The organism is Pseudomonas sp. 65/3-MNA-CIBAN-0223 (genome assembly GCF_040310425.1).
GTDB lineage: Bacteria > Pseudomonadota > Gammaproteobacteria > Pseudomonadales > Pseudomonadaceae > Aquipseudomonas > Aquipseudomonas gregormendelii.
Window position 1 is genome coordinate 40,516 of record NZ_JBEOPV010000023.1, and the last position, 20,791, is coordinate 61,306.

The window sequence follows — 20,791 nt, forward strand, 5'->3', positions numbered from 1 at the left end:
CGCTTGCCACCTGCGCGGACCTTTGGCCTGGAACCAAGTCCGCGCATCGCCACTTCATTGAAAGAAGGATACGTAGCCATGTCCAATCATGATGGCCTTGAACAGGCCCCCGTTCAAAACGTCATGGCGCCGGATGACACCCCGGAATTGCGCCAACTGTATGCCGATTTCGAAGCCGGGCACATGATGCCGCTGTGGACGCAGATCGGTAACCTGATGCCCAAACATCCCATGCCGCGCGCCGTGCCGTATGTCTGGAAATGGTCCGACCTGTACCCCTTGGCCAAGCGCTCCGGTGATCTGGTGCCGGTCGGTCGTGGTGGCGAACGTCGGGCCATTGGCCTCGGCAACCCGGGCCTTGAAGGGCGTCCTTACATCAGCCCGACCTTGTGGTGCGCCATCCAATACTTGGGCCCGCGTGAAACAGCACCGGAGCATCGCCACGCACAGAATGCTTTCCGTTTTGTTATCGAAGGCGAGGGCGTCTGGACCGTGGTCAATGGCGACCCGGTTCGTATGAGCCGTGGCGATCTGTTGTTGACCCCGGGCTGGAACTTTCACGGCCACCAGAACGTGACCGACAAGCCGATGGCGTGGATCGATGGTCTTGATATCCCGTTCTCCTACCAGAACGATGTTGGCTTCTTTGAGTTCGGTTCGGAAAAACTGACCGATATCACCACGCCGCAATACTCGCGTGGCGAACGCCTGTGGTGCCATCCGGGTTTACGTCCGCTGTCTGGCCTCGCGAACACCGTCAGTTCGCCCATTGGCGCCTATCGTTGGGAGCACACCGATCGCGCCCTCTCTGAGCAGTTGCGACTCGAAGAGGAAGGCTTCCCCGGTGTCCTGGAGAAAGGCCATGCCGCCGTGCGCTTCGTCAATCCGACCACTGGTGGTGACATCATGTCCACCCTCCGTGCCGAGTTTCATCGCTTGCGTGCCGGCGCGGTTTCAGCCGAACGTCGGGAAGTGGGCTCGCGGGTTTTCCAGGTGTTCGAGGGTAGGGGAGAGGTGGTGTTGGACGGCGTCAGCCGAGCCCTGGAAAAAGGCGACCTTTTTGTCATCCCATCCTGGATCAGTTGGTCATTGCACGCCGAAAGCCAATTCGACCTGTTCAGCTTTTCCGACGCACCGATCATGGAGCGGTTGAATTTCGACCGTGCGATGGTCAACGGCCAATGGGTCTGACAGCACTTCGCCGGGCTGCCACGGCAGCCTAGGCTCGGCATTAATTATTAAATCGCCATAAAACAGTGAGTAACGCTTATCTAGATGCAGTTGCGCATCTCACAGAAAGTGCTATCTGTTCTGTCACCTCGACTCGTCAATATTGAACGACTGGTCATGAACCCAGCCATGTTATTTGATGGGGTTCAACGAAAGCAGCAATCCAAACGGTCGATACCCTGTATCGCCATTTTGAATAGTGTTTGTCGCTACACCGATAACCCCCTGATTACACAAAAAAACATGGCTTCTTTTGAATAAGCTATTGGTTTCAATAGATTTATCTCTGGTAGCCAGCTAATTGATAGTTAGCTATCAATCTGTTAGGCTCGCGGGCTCTTGAACTGTGCGTGCAATGCGCCTTTTCCACTAACGCGTATCAAAACGCATCCGGTAAGGTTTCCAGTGAAGATAAAAATCATTCCTGTCAGTGGGTTATTTATAATCATTTTTGCAACGGGAGCCGGGGCGCAGGAACAAATGTTCTCAGCTAACTCCCGATGGATGACCGGCGACTGGGGTGGCTTGCGAACCGAATTGCTGGATAAAGGATATGACTTTCAGTTCAGTTATCAGTCCGAAAGTGCCGCCAATCTTCGCGGTGGTTCTGACCACGATCACACTGCCCGTTATACCGATCAGTTCAATATGGGTGGCGCATTCGATCTTGAAAAGATCTTGGGCTGGGAGAAAGCAAATCTTCAGTTACTTATTACAGAGCGTAGCGGTCGAGATATCACCAACGATCGTCTTGCAGACGCACGCACGGGTACGCTTGGATCCTCGGTCCAGGAAAACTACGGACGTGGCCAAACCTGGCGCATTACAACGCTGGCGTATCAGCAAAAATTCTTCGATGACGTTCTAGACATAAAAGTCGGTCGCTTGCCCATTGGCAGCGACTTCGATTCGACAGGTTGTGTCTTCCAGAACAACTCATTGTGTGGTGGCCTGGTCGGTCACGCGTCCACCGTCTGGTACAACTCACCCGTAGGGCAGTGGGGAGGACGGATCAAGGTCAACATCACGCCCACCGTCTATGCTCAAGTGGGCGCCTACGAGTACAACCCGACCCTGCTCGAAAGCAACAATGGTTTCAAGCTCAACACGTCCGGTCGCGAAGGTACGACCTACGTAAGCGAACTGGGCTGGACACCTTCTCTGAGCGATGCGGGGATGGCGGGCAAATACATGGTGGGCGGTTACTGGAACAGCGCTACGGCCAACGATGTGCTTGAAGATGCCAACGGCCGCAACAAGCAAGTAACCGGTGAGCCGGCAGACCAGCTCGATGGGCGGTATGGGATGTATGCCTATGCTCGCCAGCAAATCACCACCGTTGGCGGTGACACCAAGAGGGGTCTTAGCCTGTTCGCCCATTATTCCCAGTACGACAAACGCAGCAGCACACTGGATTGGCAGGCTCAGGTTGGCGCTATTTATGCGGGACCATTCGACGCCCGCCCACAGGATTCGCTGGCTATCGGCTTCAGTGAATTGCACGTCAATCCGGCGCTGACGAAAAATCAGCGCCTGCACAACGAAACGCGCGATCTCACGAATTTCGACAACCCGGCGTATCAGCCGATCCAGCACGCGGAGTACGCCGCCGAGATCCACTACGACTTTAAACTGACACCTTGGCTGATGCTTCGTCCCAACGTTCAGTACCTCGCAAACCCCGGTGGCGTTTACGAAGTAGATAACGCTACCGTGGTGGGTTTGACCGTTAATACCGTTTTCTGACTTTGGGCTTTTCACTCCTTCAAAAGATAGGAAAATAACGATGATTTTAAGAGTGACAAGTATCGTGATGGCGATACTGGGTATTGCGCTGCTGTACATGGGTGCACAGTTGGTGGCTGCCGGTGGTTCGCCAGCGTATACGGTCATTGCCCTTGGTGTGCTGGTGACGGCGGTGCTGATATTTCTGCAAAAGAAGTCAGCGCTGACGCTTTATGCGCTGATGATGTGGGGGATTCTGATCTGGATCATTTACGAAGTTGGCTTCGATAAGTGGCAGTGGATTCCCCGTGGTGATCTGTTCGCGCTAATGGGTTTGTGGCTGGCAATGCCTTGGGTTGTTCGCCCACTTAACAAGGCGCAGACGGCTGCCGATACCCGCGGTTTTCATCCTTTCCTGGGGGGCACGGTTGGGGTAATGATGGTGATCGTGATAGCGGTCATGTTCTACGATCCCTACCCGGTAAAAGGTCAGCTCAGCAACCCGGTGACGTCACGCAGCACTGATGTGGCGGGTAAAGATTGGGTGGCTTATGGCGGCACCAATAACGGTCAGCGCTTTTCCAGTCTGGACCAGATCAAACCGGACAATGTAAAGAAACTGTCGGTGGCCTGGGAATACCACACCGGCGACCTTCGCGATGCTGAAAAAGATGCGAGCGAGTACACCTTCGAAGCGACGCCACTTAAGGTCAACAACCGGGTGTATCTGTGTACCGCTCATAACGAGGTGCACGCCCTGAACCCGGAGACCGGGAAACTGGACTGGAAATACGCGCCGGAGAAAAACCGCTCCTACCTGCAACAGCATCAGACTTGCCGAGGCGTGAGTTACTACTCTGCGGCTTCCGACAGTGGTCAATCCACTAACGTCTCGACCGCTGAGCAAGGCGTTGCGGCGCAGTGCGAAAAACGCATCATCACCGCGACCGCAGATGCCCGACTGGTGGCGCTGGATGCGGATACCGGCAAGCTGTGCAGTAACTTTGGTGACAACGGCGTGGTCGATCTGAGTGCCAACATGGGCGAGATTCGTCCACACGCCTTGATGCAGACCGCAGCGCCGCTGGTGGCGGGCAATCTGATTGTTGTCGGTGGCTCGGTCATGGACAACGGTTACAACGATGGCAACCCGTCCGGCGTGATCCGGGCCTACAACGTGATCACCGGCCAATTGGTGTGGAACTTCGATCCTGAAAATCCGGACAATACCCAACCCATCGCGGCGGACAAGACCTATCCCTACGACACGCCGGTCGCGTGGGGCACCCTGAGTGCCGATATGAAAAATGGTCTGGTCTACGTACCTTTCGGTAATGCCTCGCCGGATGAACTTGGCACCCAGCGTGATCCGAACAGCAACACTGAAAAATTCCGCGATACCCTGGTTGCGCTCGACCTGCACACGGGTGCGTTCAAGTGGAAATTCCAGACTTCGCACAACGACCTGTGGGACCGCGATAACCCTTCGCAACCCACGCTGCTCGACTTGGGTAAAGAGGGCAAAAAGCAACCGGCCCTGCTGCTGCCCACCAAGGTCGGCAACATCTTTGTCCTAAATCGCCTGACAGGGGAGCCGATAGTCCCTGTTGATCAGGTCAAGGTCGCAACCGATGGCGGTGTGCCGGGTGAGCACTTTGCACCGACGCAACCCGTTTCCAAAATCAACTTCATTCCTGAGGCGCTGACAGAAAAATCCATGTGGGGCATGACGCCCTTCGATCAGATGTCTTGCCGCATCAGCTACAACCAACTGCGTTACGATGGCAACCCATGGACGCCGAGCACCGAGTCGGGCTCGCTCATTTTCCCTGGCAACATCGGCGCCTTTAACTGGGGCTCGGTGGCGGTCGATCCTGACCGACAGATTCTGATCGCAGCGCCTGTGCGTCTTGCCTACAAATACAATCTGATCAAGCGCACCGCGCAAACAGAAGACAAGCGCCTGTTCACCCAGGACGGAACGCCTTACTGGAACGAAAACTTCCAAGGCGACTACGCCATACATATTCAGCAATTCGCCTCCGGTCTTGGCGTTCCCTGTATCGCACCGCCTTGGGGGCGTATGGTCGGGGTTGATCTGAACACGGGCAAAACCGAGTGGATGCGTCGCACGGGCACGAGCAAAAATCTGAAGACCAGTTTCCTGCCTGGGCGTTTCCCGATCGGCTTCCCGATGGGCATGGTTGCCCATGGTGGGCCGTTGGTGACTGCCGGTGGCGTGGTTTTCCACGGTGCAACGGCTGATAACTTTATTCGTGCTTACGACATCAATACTGGCGAAGTCCTCTGGGAGACCGAATTGCCCGCTGGCGGGCAGGCCACCCCATCGACCTACATGGGCAGCGACGGCAAGCAGTACGTGATCATCGCTGCCGGTGGTCATGGCTCTCTTGGAACGACGTTGGGTGATAGCGTGATTGCGTTCCGTCTGGACTGAGGGATCAACAAAACAGAGAAGGGCAGTGCACTGAAGTGTCACTGCTCTTTTTTACGAATTTTCGGCGGCGGTACTGCTTTGCACCGCCCCGTGGCTCATGGTGCGTCCGAACATTCAATACCTGGCCAACCCAGGCGGGGTATATGAAGTGGATGACGCGACGGTTGTAGGCGCTCTGCACTCAGCCATACTTCAATAGCTATGCAAGGTTGCTATTTTGTCTGCTGATCTCTTCTTGAGGTGGTTTTTTGGGCACGACTTTCAGAGCGCTTTTTTTGCCTGGCGTGGCTGCTGTACAGTTCTCCATCAAGACACTGATTGGCGGTGGGCTTGCTTTGTGGCTGGCCATGCGATGGGGGCTCGAGCAACCGTCATGGGCGCTGATGACCGCTTTTATTGTCGCTCAACCCCTTTCGGGCATGGTGCTGCAGAAGGGGCTCGCTCGATTGCTGGGTACTCTAGTGGGAACCGTCATGTCGGTGGTGTTTATGAGCATGGCGGCTCAGGCGCCATGGCTTTTTCTCCTGAGCCTGGCGCTTTGGCTCGGTTTGACGACCGCTGTTTCTACGATGTTACGGAGCGCGTTCTCTTATTCTTGGGTGTTGTCAGGTTATACCGTCGCAATTATTGCGTTACCGGCGTTAAACCACCCTTTAGGCGTTTTTGATCAAGCAGTCGCGCGGTGTACAGAGATCAGTCTGGGAATCATCTGTGCAACGCTCGTCAGTGCATTGTTATGGCCCTCGAAGGTGGAGCTCGCTCTTACCAAGCAAGCGCGAGATGTCAGCAAGCGTGGTACTCAGGCAGCACAGGCGAGCCTGGTCGGCGCAGGCTCCGCTCGTAACGATCTACTTGAGTTGCTTTCCGGGATCATCGCGGTAGATGCACAACGCGAGCACGCATGGTTTGAAGGTCATTCTGGACGTCAGCGTGCCCGAGCTATCGGAGCGCTGGTACAGTCATTATTGATGATGCTACGCCTTTGTCGTTCAGTGCGTCGGCAATGGCTACAGTTGGATGACAAACAAATGCATGCCCTAGCGTCCAGTTTGGAGGCGGTTTGGCAAGCGCTGCCGGATCCAAACCCATCAGAAGTTAAGGTGTTAAGACACCAGCTTTGGGAGATGTCCACCGATCAGCAAAACACTGGCGTAGAACGATCCTGCCTGGCACGCATGGCACTGGTTCTGGATAACGCGATGGCGAGCAGTCGGGCGCTGCGTGATGTGGAGGAGGGCCGAAAGACAGCTTCAACAGTCAGTCTCGCTGTGCAGCGTGACTGGGTATCGGCCGTCTTGTTTGGCACACGTAGTGCCTTGGCTTTTCTCGCGATGGCCTGTATTTGGCTGGCGACCGCCTGGCCAGCAGCCATTAGCGGAATGTTGCTGACTTGCGTGGTCTGCGGATTGTTTGCAAGTAAAGAAAACGGCGCTCAAATAGGCATGAGTTTTTTACGGGGAGTGTGCCTGGCAGTACCGGTCGCCTTATTCGTGGGACAGTTCATCCTGCCGCAATGGAGTAGCTTTGCCATGCTCTGTCTGGCGTTGGGTGTGCCGTTATTCTTCGGTGCATTGGGCATGGCGAATCCAAAAATCGCAGGAACAGCAACATCTTTTTGCCTGCATTTCATAGTCTTGTTATCAGTAAGCAATCATATGACCTACAGCGTGGAGACATTTTTCAATAACGCAATGGCAATTACGGTAGGTGTATTAGTTGCTGTGCTGGCATTCAAATTATTGGTTTTTCGCTACCCACTCTGGAAAAGCCGACGATTACTGAATTCAACTCGCCAGGATCTGGTGCGCTTGACCCATCGCGACCTTGCAGATGCTGAAACCTGGTTCGGGGGACGAATGGCTGATCGTATGCTGCTGTTTGCTCAGCTGGATAAAGACTTATCCAGAACTGAACGTTTGCGCATTGAAGCAGCTATGCACGGGCTGGATGTCGGTGATGAGTTGATTCACCTACGCAAATGTCTCTCCAGGTCGAAAATTTCGTTGGGAGGGGCTGACAGGATATTTCTGAATCGCGTGGCCGACGTGCTGAACGACGCGCCGGCGCGCGAGCGAGCTAGTGCTCTCGATTCTGCGACTGAAACGTTGCTGCGAGTATTGGATCAGTCTCCGCAAAATAGCGACTTGCGTTTGGCGCGAGGCGCGGTCCTGCAACTTCAACATAGTTGGCAACGCTGGTGTGTCAGCCAGGAGGCCGCCAATGGGATTGCGTGAGTGGTCATTAGGCGGAGTGCTGCTTAGCCCCTTTTTATTTTATATGTTGCTCGCATTTTTGATTACTGCTGGCCTACGGGCGCTACTGCAATTAACCCGATGGCATATCTGGATCTGGCACGAAGCGCTATTCGATGTCGCCATTTTCGTTTGTGTCTTGACGGTAGTCACCAAATGGCTAGGGCCGTTATGAAAAGGAGTAACTGATGCGCATGTTAATACGGGTTGTAGTGACCCTCGCGTTGGTGCTGGCCGCCGTCTTCGCGGGGTATGAACTGTGGCGTTACTACATGCTGTCGCCGTGGACGCGTGATGCGCGTATCCGCGCGGATATCATCACCCTCGCTCCCGACGTGTCGGGTTGGGTAAAGGAACTGAATGTTGTGGACAACCAAGCGGTAAACGCAGGAGATGTGTTACTGACGATTGACCGGGAGCGTTTCGTGGCCGCGTTGCAGAGGGGGTTATGCCGAGATAAAGGAAAATCAGGACATTCGTTCTGTAACCTGATGATATTTATAGGATTTAAATATTATTCTGCGTTGCCTTTCCTCGTCCCAAGTTTAGCCGTCTATGCTGAAGCTTTTGCTTTTTATTGAGGGACGAACTCCATGGCCTCTCTGGAGCGGACAGCCTATCCGAAGCTGCGGGCGAATCTGTCGTCGAAAGAGCTTCATCAGAGCTATTCGCTCTCAGAATCTGAGCTCGAATGGCTCTCTAGAACGGCTAAAAGCCCTGCTCTTACCATTGGGTTAGCCGTTCTACTTAAAGCATTCCAACAGCTCCATTACTTCCCCGCTCTCGAAGAGATTCCAGCTGAAATCGTTAACCATGTCAGGTCGTGCCTGAGTTACGGGGCGCGCATAGTTCCTCGTTATGCGAATCCCCGTACCCTGTACCGTCATCAAACAGCTATCCGCCAATATCTACAGATCACCCCGTTTTATGGGAGCGATGCTCTGAAAGTTGCCGAGAAAACTGCCCACGAAGCGGCGGAGGTCCTTGATCAGCGCGTTGACGTCATCAATGTCCTGATTGGCGAGCTGCTTGAGCGAGGTTACGAACTGCCGGCCTACTCGACACTCAATGATGCGGCTGAAGACGCCCAAGTTTCTCTCCAGGAAAAGATTTTCAATCGAGTCGTCGATAGGGCTCCGATTGATGTGATCTATCGTCTCAGAGAACTTCTGGACACCGATTTCGGTCGGCGCCAAAGCGATTTCAATGCCCTGAAGCAGGTCCCCAAGAAGCCCTCTCGCAAACATTTGGAGATATTGATCGACCACTTAAGTTGGCTGGAGGGATTCGGTGACCTCGACGTCATCTTTGAGGGAATCGTTGATACCAAGATTTGGTTTTTTGCGAATCAAGCGGAGAAAACAGATGTTTCAGAGCTTAAGGATTGTTCGCTTCCAAAGCGCTACACCTTGATGCTGGCGCTGATCTACCTCATGCGTGTACGAGCACGGGATCACCTTGCTGAGATGTTCATCAAGCGAATCGCGACGATTCACAAGCGAGCCAAGGATGAGTTGGAGCAGATCCAGCTACGTCAGCGCAAAAAGCTAGAGTTGCTCGTGGCCACCTTGGATGGCGTGATTCAAATTCTCAGCCAAGAACCAATTGATCAGGAAGCCGGAAGCTTGATTCGCGAGTATCTGTCTCCCGAAGGGAATCTTGATCACCTTCGCGAGGCCTGCGCCGAAGTCCAGGCCACAGGCGGCAGTAACTATCTCCCGTTACTCTGGAAGCACTTCAAATCCCATCGATCACTGCTGTTCCGCCTGAGCCATCTGCTGCAAATGGAGCCAACAACCCAGGATCGCTCGCTTATCGCGGCTCTGCAAGTGGTCCAGGACAACGAGAACCTGCATAGGGAATGGATCGACGAGCACGTGGACCTGTCGTTCGCCTCGGATCGCTGGATCAAAGTTGTCCGTCGCGCAGCCAGCGAAGGACCACCGACCAACCGGCGCTTCCTGGAAGTCTGCGTGTTTTCCCATCTGGCCAATGAGCTTCGCTCTGGCGATATCTGTGTGCTTGGTTCGGAGTCGTTTGCTGACTACCGCAAACAGTTATTGCCTTGGGATGAGTGTCTGGCTCGTCTGCCGGAATACTGCGAAAAGGTCGGCCTACCGAGTACGGCCACAGAGTTTGTCGCCAGCTTGAAGGAGCAACTTGAGAGCACTGCTCAGCAGTTGGATGACAAATTTCCCAGTTGCCGGGGTGACGTGTCAATTAATGAGGCCGGTGATCCTGTGTTGCGCCGAGTGGTCGCCCGTGACATCCCGCCTTCAGCAATCTCGCTACAAACGGCTATCACACAGCGTATGCCTGCCAGGCATGTGCTCGACATTATGGCCAACATCGAGCACTGGATTCAGTTCACTCGCCATTTTGGGCCGATGTCCGGCAGCGACCCCAAACTGAAGGAGCCAGCCGAACGCTACCTGATGACGATCTTCGCCATGGGCTGCAACCTAGGACCGAACCAAGCTGCTCGCCATCTGGCGGGTAACGTAACCCCACACATGCTGTCTTACACCAATCGTCGGCACCTGCCACTCGACAAGCTGGATAAGGCTAACCGGGAGTTGGTCGAGCTTTATCTCCAGCTCGATCTGCCCAAGCTCTGGGGCGACGGCAAGGCGGTCGCGGCCGACGGGACACAATTTGACTTCTACGATGAAAACTTGCTCGCCGGCTACCATTTCCGATATCGCAAGATGGGCGCGGTCGCCTACCGACATGTGGCAAATAACTACATCGCAGTCTTTCAGCACTTCATCCCTCCCGGCATCTGGGAGGCCATCTATGTCATTGAGGGCCTGCTAAAAGCGGATCATAGTATTGAAGTTGATACGGTTTATTCAGACACTCAAGGCCAGTCCGCAACAGTGTTTGCATTCACCCATTTGCTGGGCATTAATCTAATGCCTCGCATCCGCAACTGGCGCAATCTGGTCATGTATCGACCCGATCGCTCGGCCAAGTACAAGCACATCAACAGCTTCTTCACTGATACCGTCAACTGGAGCCAGATAGAGACCCATTGGCAGGATCTGATGCAGGTGGCGCTGTCGATTCAGGCCGGCAAAATTTCCTCGCCAATGCTGCTGCGCAAACTCGGCTCTTACAGTCGGCGCAACAAGCTCTACCATGCAGCGCAGGAGCTGGGATGTGTAATCCGGACGATTTTCCTGCTCAAATGGATTGGCAGCCGTGAGTTGCGCCAAGAAGTAACAGCCAATACCAACAAGATCGAGTCCTACAACGGTTTCTCGAAGTGGCTGTCCTTCGGCGGCGATGTCATCGCCGAGAACGATCCAGATGAGCAACAGAAGCGCTTGCGTTACAACGATATGATTGCTTCCTCAGTGATCTTGCAGAACACCGTCGACATGATGCGCATCCTGCAGAAACTCGCCCGTGACGGCTGGCAGTTTACCGATGAAGATGTATCGTTTCTCAGCCCCTACCTGACCAGCAACGTCAAACGCTTTGGAGAATTCAATCTCAGCCTCAAACGCCCCCCGGAGCCCTGGATCAAAGACTCCATTTTCCAGCAGGCTGCGGGTTCGATTCGAGGGCAAAAGATTCCCCATAGCAACGTTTTGGAGACGAACTGATGCACATTCCACCCGCTTCGTTTCGAGTGACGCCCTATGGAGAAGTCGATGCCAAGGCACTCGATTCACTGCGTGCGAGCTACGACACCTCTCAATTGCTTAACTTGGTGGATCGGCTAGATGCCTGTCTTGCTGAAATTGGTGGGATCGGCCGCATTAGGGACGACTTTTTACATCTACATGCCATGGCCATGACCATATTGGAAAGTTCCCCTCTCGCCGTAGCTACCACTGATGTTGACAGTATTTGGGAGCAGGCGATCGCCCTTCAAGGGGATATTTCTGCCTTATGTTCTTGCTTGCAAACAGGCTCTAAACACTTGGCTCCTTTGGCAGCACTTGCTCCTGACTATTAGCGGCAAGGGTGCGGACTTTAACCCCCGGAGTCAACATGCTGGTGACAACCGAGTTGTGGCTTGAGAACCGTAGCGTTACGGCAACATGGACGCTTGGCTCAACGCTCACAAAATTTGCGTTTGGAGCGTAGGCGCTTCAGGTAACTGTGGACATTATGCGGATTATTAATGCTGCACCGTGCTCATATCCATCTCCGGGCTCAGGGTTCCTAGCCAAGCGACAAGGCATACTATGACTACTGCAACGGAAAACTCCAGCGTCATACTACGTCGTAAAGCATTGACGGCGACGGCATGGTCCCCTTCCTTGATTGAGCGTTCTAACAGTGGACTCAAATGGAATCGATTTAGCGTCGCTAGTATAATCATCCCTGCGAAGAGTAAAACTTTCAAAAAGAGCAGAATACCATAAGTAGTTAGCATCACTTCGTCTAGGGTTGGGCCCACGATAAAGAGATAATTCACTACGCCAGTAATGCTTAAAATCACAACAATTAGCGCGCCAGCTGATTCAAACCCAGTCAGGACACGGGAGAGAACCCGTATTTCTTGTCCGCCGTTTAGTCTTTTCGCGCGCAGCAGTAAAGCGAATGCGGCCAGAGCGCCCATCCAACCGCCGGCTGCCAGAAGGTGAAGTATATCGCTAATGAAATGTATATAACGACGATTGCCTTCGTCCATTGCGCCATGCCCTGTCCACGCTAGGGTAGCGAGAGCAATAGCACCGAAGACGGTAACCGCCCAAAGACTGAGGGTTGGGAAGCGCTTGTTAAGTGTGATGGCGATACCTGCCAGCACCAAGGCTGCTATTCGGACCATCCAGGTGAGCCCGACGTCGGTACCAGTTAGCACCATTTCGAAGATGTGATGGTGAAGCTCCATAAATTCTGAAACGCCGCTCATTGCTTTCGCAAGAAACAACATAGCGGCAAGGGACAGAAGTACACCAATAACTGCGGTGCCGAAAAGGAGCGACTCAAAGTTTAAGACAGCGCCGGATACTCGCTCTTTCCCCCGTAGGCTATACAAACCAAAAATGGCCAATCCAAACAGTAGCATGAGGTCCATATAAAGAGCGAAACGAACGGCGATGTTGATTGAGTCGCTCATGGATCATTTCACTTTAAAAGAGAAATTGCCGGTGATGGGATGAGTGTCGGAGGAGACTGCCCGCCATTCGACCTTATAAGTACCAGTGGTTAGCGGAACGGTGGGCGTGATAACCATTATTTTTGGATCGTCGCCGCCTGCGACACCAGCCTTAACGCCCATAGGTGAATTCGGCATACCCGGCATGTCAGTCATGATCAGTTTCGCTCCCGAGAACTGAGTCGTGAGGTTCTCCGAGAAGTGCAGTTCGATCTTGGACGGTGCCGCAGACGTCGAGCCGTCCGCAGGGGTCGAAGACATCAGCTTTGGATGCGCCTGAGCGATAGCGCTCACGAGCAAACCGGCGGTAAGTGCAACAGCTACGGTAGTAGTTTTAAAGAATGACATGCAAGACTCCTCACAGCATAAGCTGTTGGTTCGAGGTTTGGTGGGGGAGATCTATTTTTTACTTCTCAATTCCGTTTAAAACCACAGGCGAATACCAAGCGTATGCCGCGTACTGAACCCAGGTAATGGATCAGGATGATCCGCGTTATAGAGCTAGGACACGATGCCACATGACTGCCGACCATTCGATTACATTTCAGTAAGCTTTGCGCGTGCCCTCTGGTCCAGAATTGAGGGTTGTCATCGTGGCTTTTTATTTTCCCGATGTGCGTTACCTTGGCTTTCTCTCTGAAGCCTGTCGGTCAATCCGTCTTGGAGCAAAGGTCGCGGCCTTTGCTCTAAGACGACGCCTGAGCGAGGCTAGGCTCGTTTCGATCCGGCATTAGGAAATTCCATATGGAAGGCTGTTTTTCGATTGGATGAGGTACACCAGATCTTGCCTCCATGGGCCTCTACGATCGACCGCGTAATTGAGAGCCCCAGTCCAGCGTTGCTGGGGCTCCCTTCACGCCGAGCCGGATCCGCGCGATAAAATCGATCGAAGAGCTTTTCAAGGTGTTCGGGTGCAATGGTTTCTCCTGGGTTTTCCACGACCACAAATGTCGAGGTACTTCTCTGTTGGATATCGACATTGATGGTCCTCCCCTCCGGGGTGTACCGCAGCGCATTAGAAAGCAGATTCGAGATAGCTCTGTGCAGCATTAGTACGTCGCCCCGGACACTCCCTGCCCCTGAAACCGTTAGGTTGATGCCGCGCTCATCTGCCAGCAGGTGGTAGTATTCGAGCAGCTTCTCTACGACGTCCAATAGGTCTATCGGTTTGTTCTCATGGGTAATCAGGCCGTTGTCAGATTTAGCCAGAAAGAGCATGTCGTCGATCATCCGAGACATACGCTTCAAGTCATCCAGATTCGAATACAGATTGTCTTCGTAGTCCTCAATATTCCTTTTTCTAGAGAGCACCACTTCGGTATGGGTCATCAGATTACTGACCGGTGTGCGCAGTTCGTGAGCAATGTCCGCAGAGAAATTTGATAACCGGACAAAAGCATCATCCAGACGTGACAACATTGCGTTGAACGACGACACCATCTGTTGAAGCTCTTTTGGAACAGACGCTAACGGAATTCGCTCTTTAAGTGATTTGGCCGACATCGACGCAGCGACCTTGGTTACCTGACGAATAGGACGCATGCCACTGCGGGCAACCAACCAGCCCAGCCCCATACTGACGAGCGCGCTGATCACCAGCCCTATCCAGAACCATCGCTGGAGCGTCTCGAAGAAAAACATGTGTTCAGTAACATCAAAGATCAAGATCACGGTCAGCGGCTTGTCCCGACCGGTCACCATCGCTTGTGCCGTCACCCCGCGGAGCATCTGCTCTTGGTTCTGCCATTCCCAAAAATTATTGTTGGTGGTCGTGAGGAACGCCTCTGGAACATTGACTGGCCCTGGATCAGCGAAAAGTAGCCTCCCGTCATCGTCTAGGATAAGGGCTGTCAAATTATGGTGAGCCCCGAGCAAAGCCTGTAACTCGGGCTTTAACTCGCTGAATTGATCGATGCTCTTCAGCTCCCCCAGGATTCTCTGGGTCGAGTGGAGTTTTTCGTTTAGAGCCTGTTGATCCAACATTTTGAAGTGATGCTGGCTGAGGTGGTCAAAGCTGACTCCGGCGACGGTGAGCACAGCTGTTACCGCAAGCATGAACATCAGACCCATGCGTGTAGTCAGGGACAGACGCTTCATTTTGATTCCGAATCCGGTGCATCAAGCATGTAGCCCATACCACGTGCGGTGTGGATCAGCTTGACCTCAAAGCTGTCATCAATCTTCGCCCTGAGCCTGCGCACCGCAACCTCGATTACGTTGGTATCGCTGTCGAAATTCATGTCCCAAACTTGCGAGGCGATGAGCGACTTCGGCAGCACTTCGCCCCGGCGACGGAGCAGCAACTCCAGCAGCGCAAACTCTTTGGCCGTCAGGTCTATGCGTTTCCCCCCCCGAATGGCCCTGCGTTTGAGCAGGTCAACCTCTAGGTCGGCCAGTTTCATACTGGTTGGCGAGGGCGCGCCATTACCGCGACGCAGTAGTGTTCTGACGCGGGCCAGCAATTCAGAAAATGCGAAGGGCTTGATCAGGTAATCATCCGCTCCGAGCTCAAGCCCCTTAACGCGATCTTCAACACGGTCTCGCGCAGTCAGAAATAACACCGGTACATCTTTTCCTGCCGAACGCACCTTCTGAAGCACTTCCCACCCATCCAGACCGGGCATCATGACGTCAAGAATCAGTAGGTCATACGCTTCGCTCAAGGCGTGTTGCAGGGCCTCAGTACCATTGGTGAAACGATCAACGTTGAACCCAGCCTCAGTAAGGCCCTGTTGCAAGTAGATACCTATTTTCGGTTCGTCTTCAGCAACCAGCAGTCTCATGGGAGTGGCTCTCAAAGTGATGATGGGGCTGAGTTTGCAACGAATTAGCCCAGCCAACCAGAAACTGACAGAAATGTAATTCTGGCTTCAGGTAGATGTCAGCAAGCGTTGTCTAGGGTTTGCCCATGAACACCGTCAAGTGCTCATCCGACTCTCCAGAGAGAAAAATCCTCAGGAGTCGGACACCATCCCTATCAAGGAGCGGCCCCATGAGCTATCTCAAAACCGTGTTTCTGGTGGGCTCGATCCTGCTCTCGGCCTCGGCATGGGCTGAGGGCGGCGGAGACCGAGTGATGGAGCGCATGGAAAGCATGCGTAATCGTAATAAAGCGGAAACAGTTCTGATTCAAGCCGAAAAAACCCCAGCGGGTCAACGCCATGTGCACATGGCAGAGCACATGAAAATGCTTGGCGAGATCATGAGCCAACTCCATCAAGACCATCCTGATACATCAATGTCGCCCCAACAACATCTCGCCGGAATGGTCGGTCAGTTTGACGTGAAATGAACGTGGCTTGATCGATATCACTGTCTCAAAGCGAACGTTGACTACTCTCAGCCACATACGTCACCGCAACTTTTGCGAGGACAGTGGGGACTACATTATGACTAACCATCCACTTTCGGTTGAAAACGCTCCTTCGCCTTTCTGGAGGCGCAAAACGGGTGTCTTACTGATCATGCTGGTTGCGATCAGCGCTTTCTACGTGGTCAGGGAACATTTCAGCCATGTTTCGCCTTATTTACCCTATCTGATCCTGTTGATTTGTCCTTTGATGCATTTTTTTGGACATGGCCATGGAGGGCATGGTCGAGATGGTGATCAGGCAGAAGCCAACAAGGATGAGGACGGAAAATAATCATGGCCACCAACACGAGCCACCACGACCATAGTCACTCCCATCCATTAAACCCCCAAGGTGAAGGTCTACGTGATCCGGTGTGCGGCATGACCGTCACGGAGCAGTCTGTTCACAAGTTAACGCACGAGGGCCGGCCTTATTACTTCTGCAGCACCAAGTGTCAGGGCAAGTTTGCGGCGAATCCGCTGCAATACCTCACGCTGGCACCACCGGCGGAGACAGCGCCAGCGGCCGCCGGCACCATCTACACCTGCCCGATGCACCCCGAGATACGTCAGGACCATCCGGGCAACTGCCCCAAATGCGGCATGTCGCTGGAGCCCTTGCTGCCGGAACTCGACGACGATGAGAACCCCGAATTGCGCGATTTTCAGCGCCGCTTCTGGTGGACCTTGCCGCTGACAGGCATGGTCTTTGTTCTCGCCATGTTCGGCCACCGTTTCCAGTGGATGGACATGACCGTGCAGAGCTGGGTCGAACTGGTGCTGTCGATCCCCATCGTCCTGTGGGCCGGATGGCCGTTCTTTACGCGCGGGTGGCAGTCCGTGGTGAACCTCAGTCCGAACATGTGGACCTTGATTGGTCTGGGCACCGGTGCGGCTTTCGTCTATAGCGTGGTCGCGACGGTCACGCCGCAGGTGTTCCCGGCCTCGTTCATCTCCATGGGCCGCGTCGCCGTGTACTTTGAAGCGGCCGCCGTGATCATCTCGCTCACGCTGCTGGGCCAGGTGCTCGAACTCAAGGCCCGGTCGCAGACCTCGGCGGCCATCAAGTCGCTGCTTGGCCTGGCGCCCAAGACCGCCCGCCGCATCCGGGAGGACGGCACCGAAGAGGATATCCCGCTGAACCATGTACATGTGGACGACTTGCTGCGCGTTCGCCCTGGCGAGAAGGTGCCAGTGGACGGCGTGGTGACTGAAGGCGGCAGCTCGGTCGATGAATCCATGCTCACGGGCGAGCCGATACCGGTCACCAAGCGCGTGGGCGACAAGGTGATCGGCGCCACGCTCAACACCAGCGGCGCACTGGTGATGCGCTCTGAACATGTAGGCGCGACCACAATGCTGGCCCAGATCGTGCAAATGGTGGCGCAGGCCCAGCGTTCCCGGGCGCCGATGCAGCGCATGGCCGACGTCGTGGCGGGCTACTTTGTCGTCACCGTTATGGGGATCGCCCTGCTGGCCTTCCTCGGCTGGGGCCTGTTCGGTCCCGAGCCGCGCTGGGTGTTCGGCCTGATCAACGCGGTGTCGGTGCTGATCATTGCCTGCCCCTGCGCGCTGGGCCTGGCCACGCCGATGTCCATCATGGTCGCCACCGGTCGCGGCGCAACGCACGGCGTGCTGTTCCGCGATGCTGCAGCGATCGAAAACATGCGCAAAATCGACACCCTCATCATCGACAAGACCGGCACCCTGACCGAGGGCCGTCCGACGTTCGAGCGCGCTGTGCCTGCGCCCGGCTTTGATGCCGACGAGGTGCTGCGCCTGGCCGCCAGCCTGGACCAGGGCAGCGAGCACCCGCTGGCCGAAACCATCGTGCGCGCCGCCCGCGAGCGCGGCATGCTGCTCGACAAGCCCGAGAATTTCGAGTCCGGCTCGGGCATCGGCGTGCGTGGGCAGGTGGCAGGGCGTCAACTGGCGCTGGGCAACACCACGCTGATGGAGCAGATCGGCGTCTCGGTCGCTGCCCTGGTGCCGCAGGCCGAGGCCTTGCGCGCAGAAGGCGCCAGCGTGATGCACCTGGCAGTCGATGGCCAGCTGATGGGCCTGCTGGCCGTGTCCGACCCGATCAAAGCCAGCACGCCGGAAGCTTTGGCGACGCTCAAGGCTTCGGGGCTGCGCATCGTGATGGCGACCGGCGACGGCCTGACCACGGCCAAGGCTGTTGCAGCCCGCCTGGGCATCGACGAGGTGCATGGCGAGGTCAAGCCGGCCGACAAGCTGCTGCTGGTGGAAAGGTTGCAAAAGGAAGGCCGCGTGGTGGCCATGGCGGGCGACGGCATCAACGACGCGCCGGCGCTGGCCAAGGCCGATGTCGGCGTGGCCATGGGCACCGGAACCGACGTGGCGATGAACAGCGCCCAGATCACGCTGGTCAAGGGCGATCTACGCGGGATTGCGATTGCGCGCGCATTGTCGGAAGCCACGGTGGGCAACATGAAGCAAAACCTGATGTTTGCCTTTTTGTACAACGCGCTGGGCATCCCGATTGCGGCCGGCGTGCTGTATCCGCTGACCGGCTGGCTGCTGTCGCCGCTGATTGCCGCGCTGGCCATGAGCTTGAGTTCGGTGTCGGTGATCGGCAACGCTTTGCGGCTGCGAAACAGACGCGTATGACTCCGCTGTTTTGGTGGTATCGACGGCGGCAGCTGTCACGGTCAAGGAGGTGAATCACAAGATTAGAGGCGGCGTGGCCAGTAATGGCATCCAAGACGGGCCGCCGCAGGCTGAGGCCTGACGATAGAAGTTTTATTTTCTCAATAAGGATTAATCATGATGACAAGTAAAGGTAAGTGGTTTTTAACGGCAATACAGGTCGGGCTGCTGGCCTGGTCCGGCGCTACCTGGGCCGCTGACAAGGTGTATGTGGCCAATGAGGGCGCTGACACGGTCAGCGTGCTCGATGCCGCGTCGTTCAAGACACTGGCAAGCGTGCGCGTCGGCAAGACACCGCACAACGTGCAGGTATCGCCCGACGGAAAGGTCGTATGGGTGACCAATAACGGCGAGCCTGATCAGGCGGCTGGCTCTGTGCATAAGGAAATGGCCAAAGGTGAACACAGCGCGATGGCGACGGTAGGAGCTGTTTGGGCCATTGATACCAGTAGTGACGCGGTAATCGCCAAGGTGCCGGTCGGCACGCACCCGGCCCATGTGGTGGTGTCGCCAGATGGCCGCCTTGCCTACGTCACCAACGGCGGCGACGACACGGTGAGTGTGATTGACACATCGGCGCAGCGTGTTGTCGCCACGATTCCGGTTGGTAAGTTCCCCCACGGTCTTCGCATCAGTCCGGACGGCAAGCAGGCCTACGTCGCCAACCTCAAGGGCGGCACGGTGTCGGTCATTGATACCGTCAGCCAAAAGGAGATCGCGCAGGTGCAGGTAGGCAAGGGTCCGGCTCAAGTCGGCTTCACGCCGGACGGTCGTCTTGTCTTGGTGTCGCTGTCGGAAGAAAACGCCGTCGCCGTGATAGACCCGGCCACGCGCCAGGTGATTCGCAAGGTTGCCGTCGGAACGGTGCCTATCCAGCTGTACGTCACGCCGGATTCGCGCACGCTGCTGGTGGCCAACCAGGGCACGCCCAAGAAGCCTGGCAAAACCGTCAGCCTGATCGACCTGGAGAGTTTCAAGGTCGCCAAGACAGTCGTGACTGGCGCCGGTGCTCATGGCGTGGTCGTCGACCGTGACGGACGGTACGCATACGTTACCAACACCTACGCCAACTCGGTCTCCGTGCTCGACGTGAAGGACCGCAAGGTCACGAAGACCGTTCCTGTAGGCAAGGGCCCCAACGGCATCAGCGTGACGCCTTGACGGTTTGACCGTCGCGTGCATGTTAGCAATATCGAGGCCGGCACCTTCTCTGTGATCGATACTGCCAGCCGCACAGTGGTGGCCAGCCATAAAGTTGGGGCCGGACCCAATGGCATTAGCTACCAAGTGCCCGAGTGAGCAGCAAACAACCGCTGGTTTGACTTAGGTCAGTTCTGATGCTGCTTAGAGGTCTAAACTGAACATCGACATGGCTTAACAGGTCTATGGAATGCTCATGTACTGGTTCCGTCATCACCGCCGTAGTCTCATGCGCCTCACCCTCACGGCTCGCGGCGCTTTGCTACGCCGGGAATGCGGAAAAAGTGTGCGCGGTGCCGGTCTCTGCGGTCCTGGGAATGAACCTGGATTTGGTCCGGCTGCTGCCGCGGGTGGTACGGCGATGATCAGCAGCTTATTGCCGAGTTGGCTTTCCGCAATTCCACATCGCAGGGGTGCGTACCTCATCGTCGCCGCGCGACTGCTCGGCCTACGGCAGTTCGGAAAACCTTAGCGTACGATTTTTCCGAACTCTGTAGGCTCCCCAAGGAGAATCTAGTGAAGCACGACCACCTCCAGCAAAGCTCTGAGCCACCAAGCTTTTGGAACTCGCGCTACTTGATCGGGTTGATCGTTTTTGGCGCCATTGCTACGTATTTTCTGTTAAGCGAACACCGTGCCCACTTCTTTGGCGCGCTGCCGTTTCTACTGCTGCTGGCGTGCCCGCTGATGCACTTCTTCATGCACGGCCGCCATGGTCACCATCACGGAGACCCATCGGCTAAAGCCCCCCCCGGACCATCGCAGCCGCCAAAGACTGGAGATTAGTC

At 55.4% G+C, this 20,791-nt stretch carries 18 protein-coding genes and 1 pseudogene; 15 read left to right on the forward strand and 4 right to left on the reverse strand.

Going from position 1 to position 20,791, the window contains the following annotated elements:
• Nucleotides 1–78 precede the first annotated feature (78 nt).
• The 9 genes and pseudogenes from AAEZ09_RS23280 to tnpC all read left to right on the forward strand — a co-directional run bounded on the left by AAEZ09_RS23280 (nt 79) and on the right by tnpC (nt 11,632).
• Nucleotides 79–1,191: a cupin domain-containing protein gene (locus tag AAEZ09_RS23280; RefSeq protein ID WP_350600946.1), complete on the forward strand. Its 1,113-nt coding sequence runs from the start codon at nt 79–81 to the stop codon at nt 1,189–1,191.
• Between the two features lie 444 nt (nt 1,192–1,635).
• Nucleotides 1,636–2,976: a carbohydrate porin gene (locus AAEZ09_RS23285; RefSeq protein ID WP_350600948.1), complete on the forward strand. Its 1,341-nt coding sequence runs from the start codon at nt 1,636–1,638 to the stop codon at nt 2,974–2,976.
• Between the two features lie 40 nt (nt 2,977–3,016).
• Entirely contained in the window at nt 3,017–5,413 is a 2,397-nt protein-coding gene (locus AAEZ09_RS23290) for a membrane-bound PQQ-dependent dehydrogenase, glucose/quinate/shikimate family (RefSeq protein WP_350600949.1), read from the forward strand.
• Between the two features lie 97 nt (nt 5,414–5,510).
• Complete coding sequence (locus AAEZ09_RS23295) at nt 5,511–5,612, forward strand: carbohydrate porin (RefSeq protein WP_350600950.1); 102 nt, start codon at nt 5,511–5,513, stop codon at nt 5,610–5,612.
• 49 nt (nt 5,613–5,661) lie between these two features.
• On the forward strand, nt 5,662–7,647 hold the full coding sequence (locus tag AAEZ09_RS23300) for an FUSC family protein (protein WP_350600952.1): 1,986 nt from the start codon (nt 5,662–5,664) through the stop codon (nt 7,645–7,647).
• Nucleotides 7,634–7,840, forward strand: coding sequence for a DUF1656 domain-containing protein (locus tag AAEZ09_RS23305; RefSeq protein WP_350600953.1), 207 nt, complete (start codon nt 7,634–7,636; stop codon nt 7,838–7,840). The genes AAEZ09_RS23300 and AAEZ09_RS23305 overlap by 14 nt, the downstream gene beginning before the upstream one ends.
• Nucleotides 7,841–7,853: 13 nt before the next feature.
• Nucleotides 7,854–8,108, forward strand: a pseudogene (locus AAEZ09_RS23310) (HlyD family secretion protein); the annotation flags it as partial.
• A 150-nt stretch (nt 8,109–8,258) separates the two neighbouring features.
• Nucleotides 8,259–11,276 (forward strand): Tn3 family transposase, encoded by a 3,018-nt coding sequence (locus tag AAEZ09_RS23315; RefSeq protein WP_350600955.1) that lies wholly within the window; start codon nt 8,259–8,261, stop codon nt 11,274–11,276.
• Nucleotides 11,276–11,632, forward strand: coding sequence for a Tn3 family transposase post-transcriptional regulator TnpC (tnpC, locus tag AAEZ09_RS23320; RefSeq protein WP_458717435.1), 357 nt, complete (start codon nt 11,276–11,278; stop codon nt 11,630–11,632). Before AAEZ09_RS23315 ends, tnpC begins: the two co-directional genes overlap by 1 nt.
• Before the next feature lie 165 nt (nt 11,633–11,797).
• Here the strand turns inward: tnpC and copD are convergent, their stop codons facing one another.
• From copD to AAEZ09_RS23340, 4 genes are all read right to left on the reverse strand, one after another.
• Nucleotides 11,798–12,742, reverse strand: coding sequence for a copper homeostasis membrane protein CopD (gene copD / locus AAEZ09_RS23325; protein WP_350600956.1), 945 nt, complete (start codon nt 12,740–12,742; stop codon nt 11,798–11,800).
• A gap of 3 nt (nt 12,743–12,745) precedes the next feature.
• Nucleotides 12,746–13,129, reverse strand: coding sequence for a copper homeostasis periplasmic binding protein CopC (gene copC, locus AAEZ09_RS23330; RefSeq protein ID WP_350600958.1), 384 nt, complete (start codon nt 13,127–13,129; stop codon nt 12,746–12,748).
• A gap of 360 nt (nt 13,130–13,489) precedes the next feature.
• Nucleotides 13,490–14,878 carry a heavy metal sensor histidine kinase gene (locus tag AAEZ09_RS23335; protein ID WP_350600960.1) on the reverse strand — a complete coding sequence of 463 codons (1,389 nt, stop codon included), beginning with the start codon at nt 14,876–14,878 and terminating at the stop codon, nt 13,490–13,492.
• Complete coding sequence (locus tag AAEZ09_RS23340) at nt 14,875–15,564, reverse strand: heavy metal response regulator transcription factor (protein ID WP_350600961.1); 690 nt, start codon at nt 15,562–15,564, stop codon at nt 14,875–14,877. The genes AAEZ09_RS23335 and AAEZ09_RS23340 overlap by 4 nt, the downstream gene beginning before the upstream one ends.
• Before the next feature lie 209 nt (nt 15,565–15,773).
• Here AAEZ09_RS23340 and AAEZ09_RS23345 point away from each other — a divergent pair, with 209 nt between their 5' ends.
• From AAEZ09_RS23345 to AAEZ09_RS23370, 6 genes are all read left to right on the forward strand, one after another.
• Nucleotides 15,774–16,073 carry a co-regulatory protein PtrA N-terminal domain-containing protein gene (locus AAEZ09_RS23345; RefSeq protein WP_350600963.1) on the forward strand — a complete coding sequence of 100 codons (300 nt, stop codon included), beginning with the start codon at nt 15,774–15,776 and terminating at the stop codon, nt 16,071–16,073.
• A gap of 97 nt (nt 16,074–16,170) precedes the next feature.
• The gene (locus tag AAEZ09_RS23350) at nt 16,171–16,425 is read left to right on the forward strand and encodes a DUF2933 domain-containing protein (RefSeq protein ID WP_350600964.1); all 255 of its coding nucleotides are present in this window, start codon (nt 16,171–16,173) and stop codon (nt 16,423–16,425) included.
• Nucleotides 16,426–16,427: 2 nt separating this feature from the next.
• Complete coding sequence (locus tag AAEZ09_RS23355) at nt 16,428–18,764, forward strand: heavy metal translocating P-type ATPase (protein ID WP_050483177.1); 2,337 nt, start codon at nt 16,428–16,430, stop codon at nt 18,762–18,764.
• 156 nt (nt 18,765–18,920) lie between these two features.
• Entirely contained in the window at nt 18,921–19,964 is a 1,044-nt protein-coding gene (locus AAEZ09_RS23360) for a YVTN family beta-propeller repeat protein (RefSeq protein WP_350600966.1), read from the forward strand.
• A gap of 15 nt (nt 19,965–19,979) precedes the next feature.
• Nucleotides 19,980–20,102, forward strand: a complete 123-nt coding sequence (locus AAEZ09_RS23365) for a hypothetical protein (RefSeq protein WP_350600967.1) — start codon at nt 19,980–19,982, stop codon at nt 20,100–20,102.
• A gap of 417 nt (nt 20,103–20,519) precedes the next feature.
• On the forward strand, nt 20,520–20,789 hold the full coding sequence (locus AAEZ09_RS23370) for a DUF2933 domain-containing protein (protein WP_028621190.1): 270 nt from the start codon (nt 20,520–20,522) through the stop codon (nt 20,787–20,789).
• Nucleotides 20,790–20,791: the final 2 nt, after the last annotated feature.

What these genes read in the sequence shown, in the direction of transcription:
- AAEZ09_RS23280 (WP_350600946.1), top strand. Translation starts at nt 79, where the DNA reads ATGTCCAATCATGATGGCCTTGAACAGGCCCCCGTTCAAAACGTCATG.
- AAEZ09_RS23290 (WP_350600949.1), top strand. Translation starts at nt 3,017, where the DNA reads ATGATTTTAAGAGTGACAAGTATCGTGATGGCGATACTGGGTATTGCG.
- AAEZ09_RS23295 (WP_350600950.1), top strand. Translation starts at nt 5,511, where the DNA reads ATGGTGCGTCCGAACATTCAATACCTGGCCAACCCAGGCGGGGTATAT.
- AAEZ09_RS23305 (WP_350600953.1), top strand. Translation starts at nt 7,634, where the DNA reads ATGGGATTGCGTGAGTGGTCATTAGGCGGAGTGCTGCTTAGCCCCTTT.
- AAEZ09_RS23315 (WP_350600955.1), top strand. Translation starts at nt 8,259, where the DNA reads ATGGCCTCTCTGGAGCGGACAGCCTATCCGAAGCTGCGGGCGAATCTG.
- tnpC (WP_458717435.1), top strand. Translation starts at nt 11,276, where the DNA reads ATGCACATTCCACCCGCTTCGTTTCGAGTGACGCCCTATGGAGAAGTC.
- copD (WP_350600956.1), bottom strand. Translation starts at nt 12,742, where the DNA reads ATGAGCGACTCAATCAACATCGCCGTTCGTTTCGCTCTTTATATGGAC.
- copC (WP_350600958.1), bottom strand. Translation starts at nt 13,129, where the DNA reads ATGTCATTCTTTAAAACTACTACCGTAGCTGTTGCACTTACCGCCGGT.
- AAEZ09_RS23335 (WP_350600960.1), bottom strand. Translation starts at nt 14,878, where the DNA reads ATGAAGCGTCTGTCCCTGACTACACGCATGGGTCTGATGTTCATGCTT.
- AAEZ09_RS23340 (WP_350600961.1), bottom strand. Translation starts at nt 15,564, where the DNA reads ATGAGACTGCTGGTTGCTGAAGACGAACCGAAAATAGGTATCTACTTG.
- AAEZ09_RS23345 (WP_350600963.1), top strand. Translation starts at nt 15,774, where the DNA reads ATGAGCTATCTCAAAACCGTGTTTCTGGTGGGCTCGATCCTGCTCTCG.
- AAEZ09_RS23350 (WP_350600964.1), top strand. Translation starts at nt 16,171, where the DNA reads ATGACTAACCATCCACTTTCGGTTGAAAACGCTCCTTCGCCTTTCTGG.
- AAEZ09_RS23355 (WP_050483177.1), top strand. Translation starts at nt 16,428, where the DNA reads ATGGCCACCAACACGAGCCACCACGACCATAGTCACTCCCATCCATTA.
- AAEZ09_RS23360 (WP_350600966.1), top strand. Translation starts at nt 18,921, where the DNA reads ATGATGACAAGTAAAGGTAAGTGGTTTTTAACGGCAATACAGGTCGGG.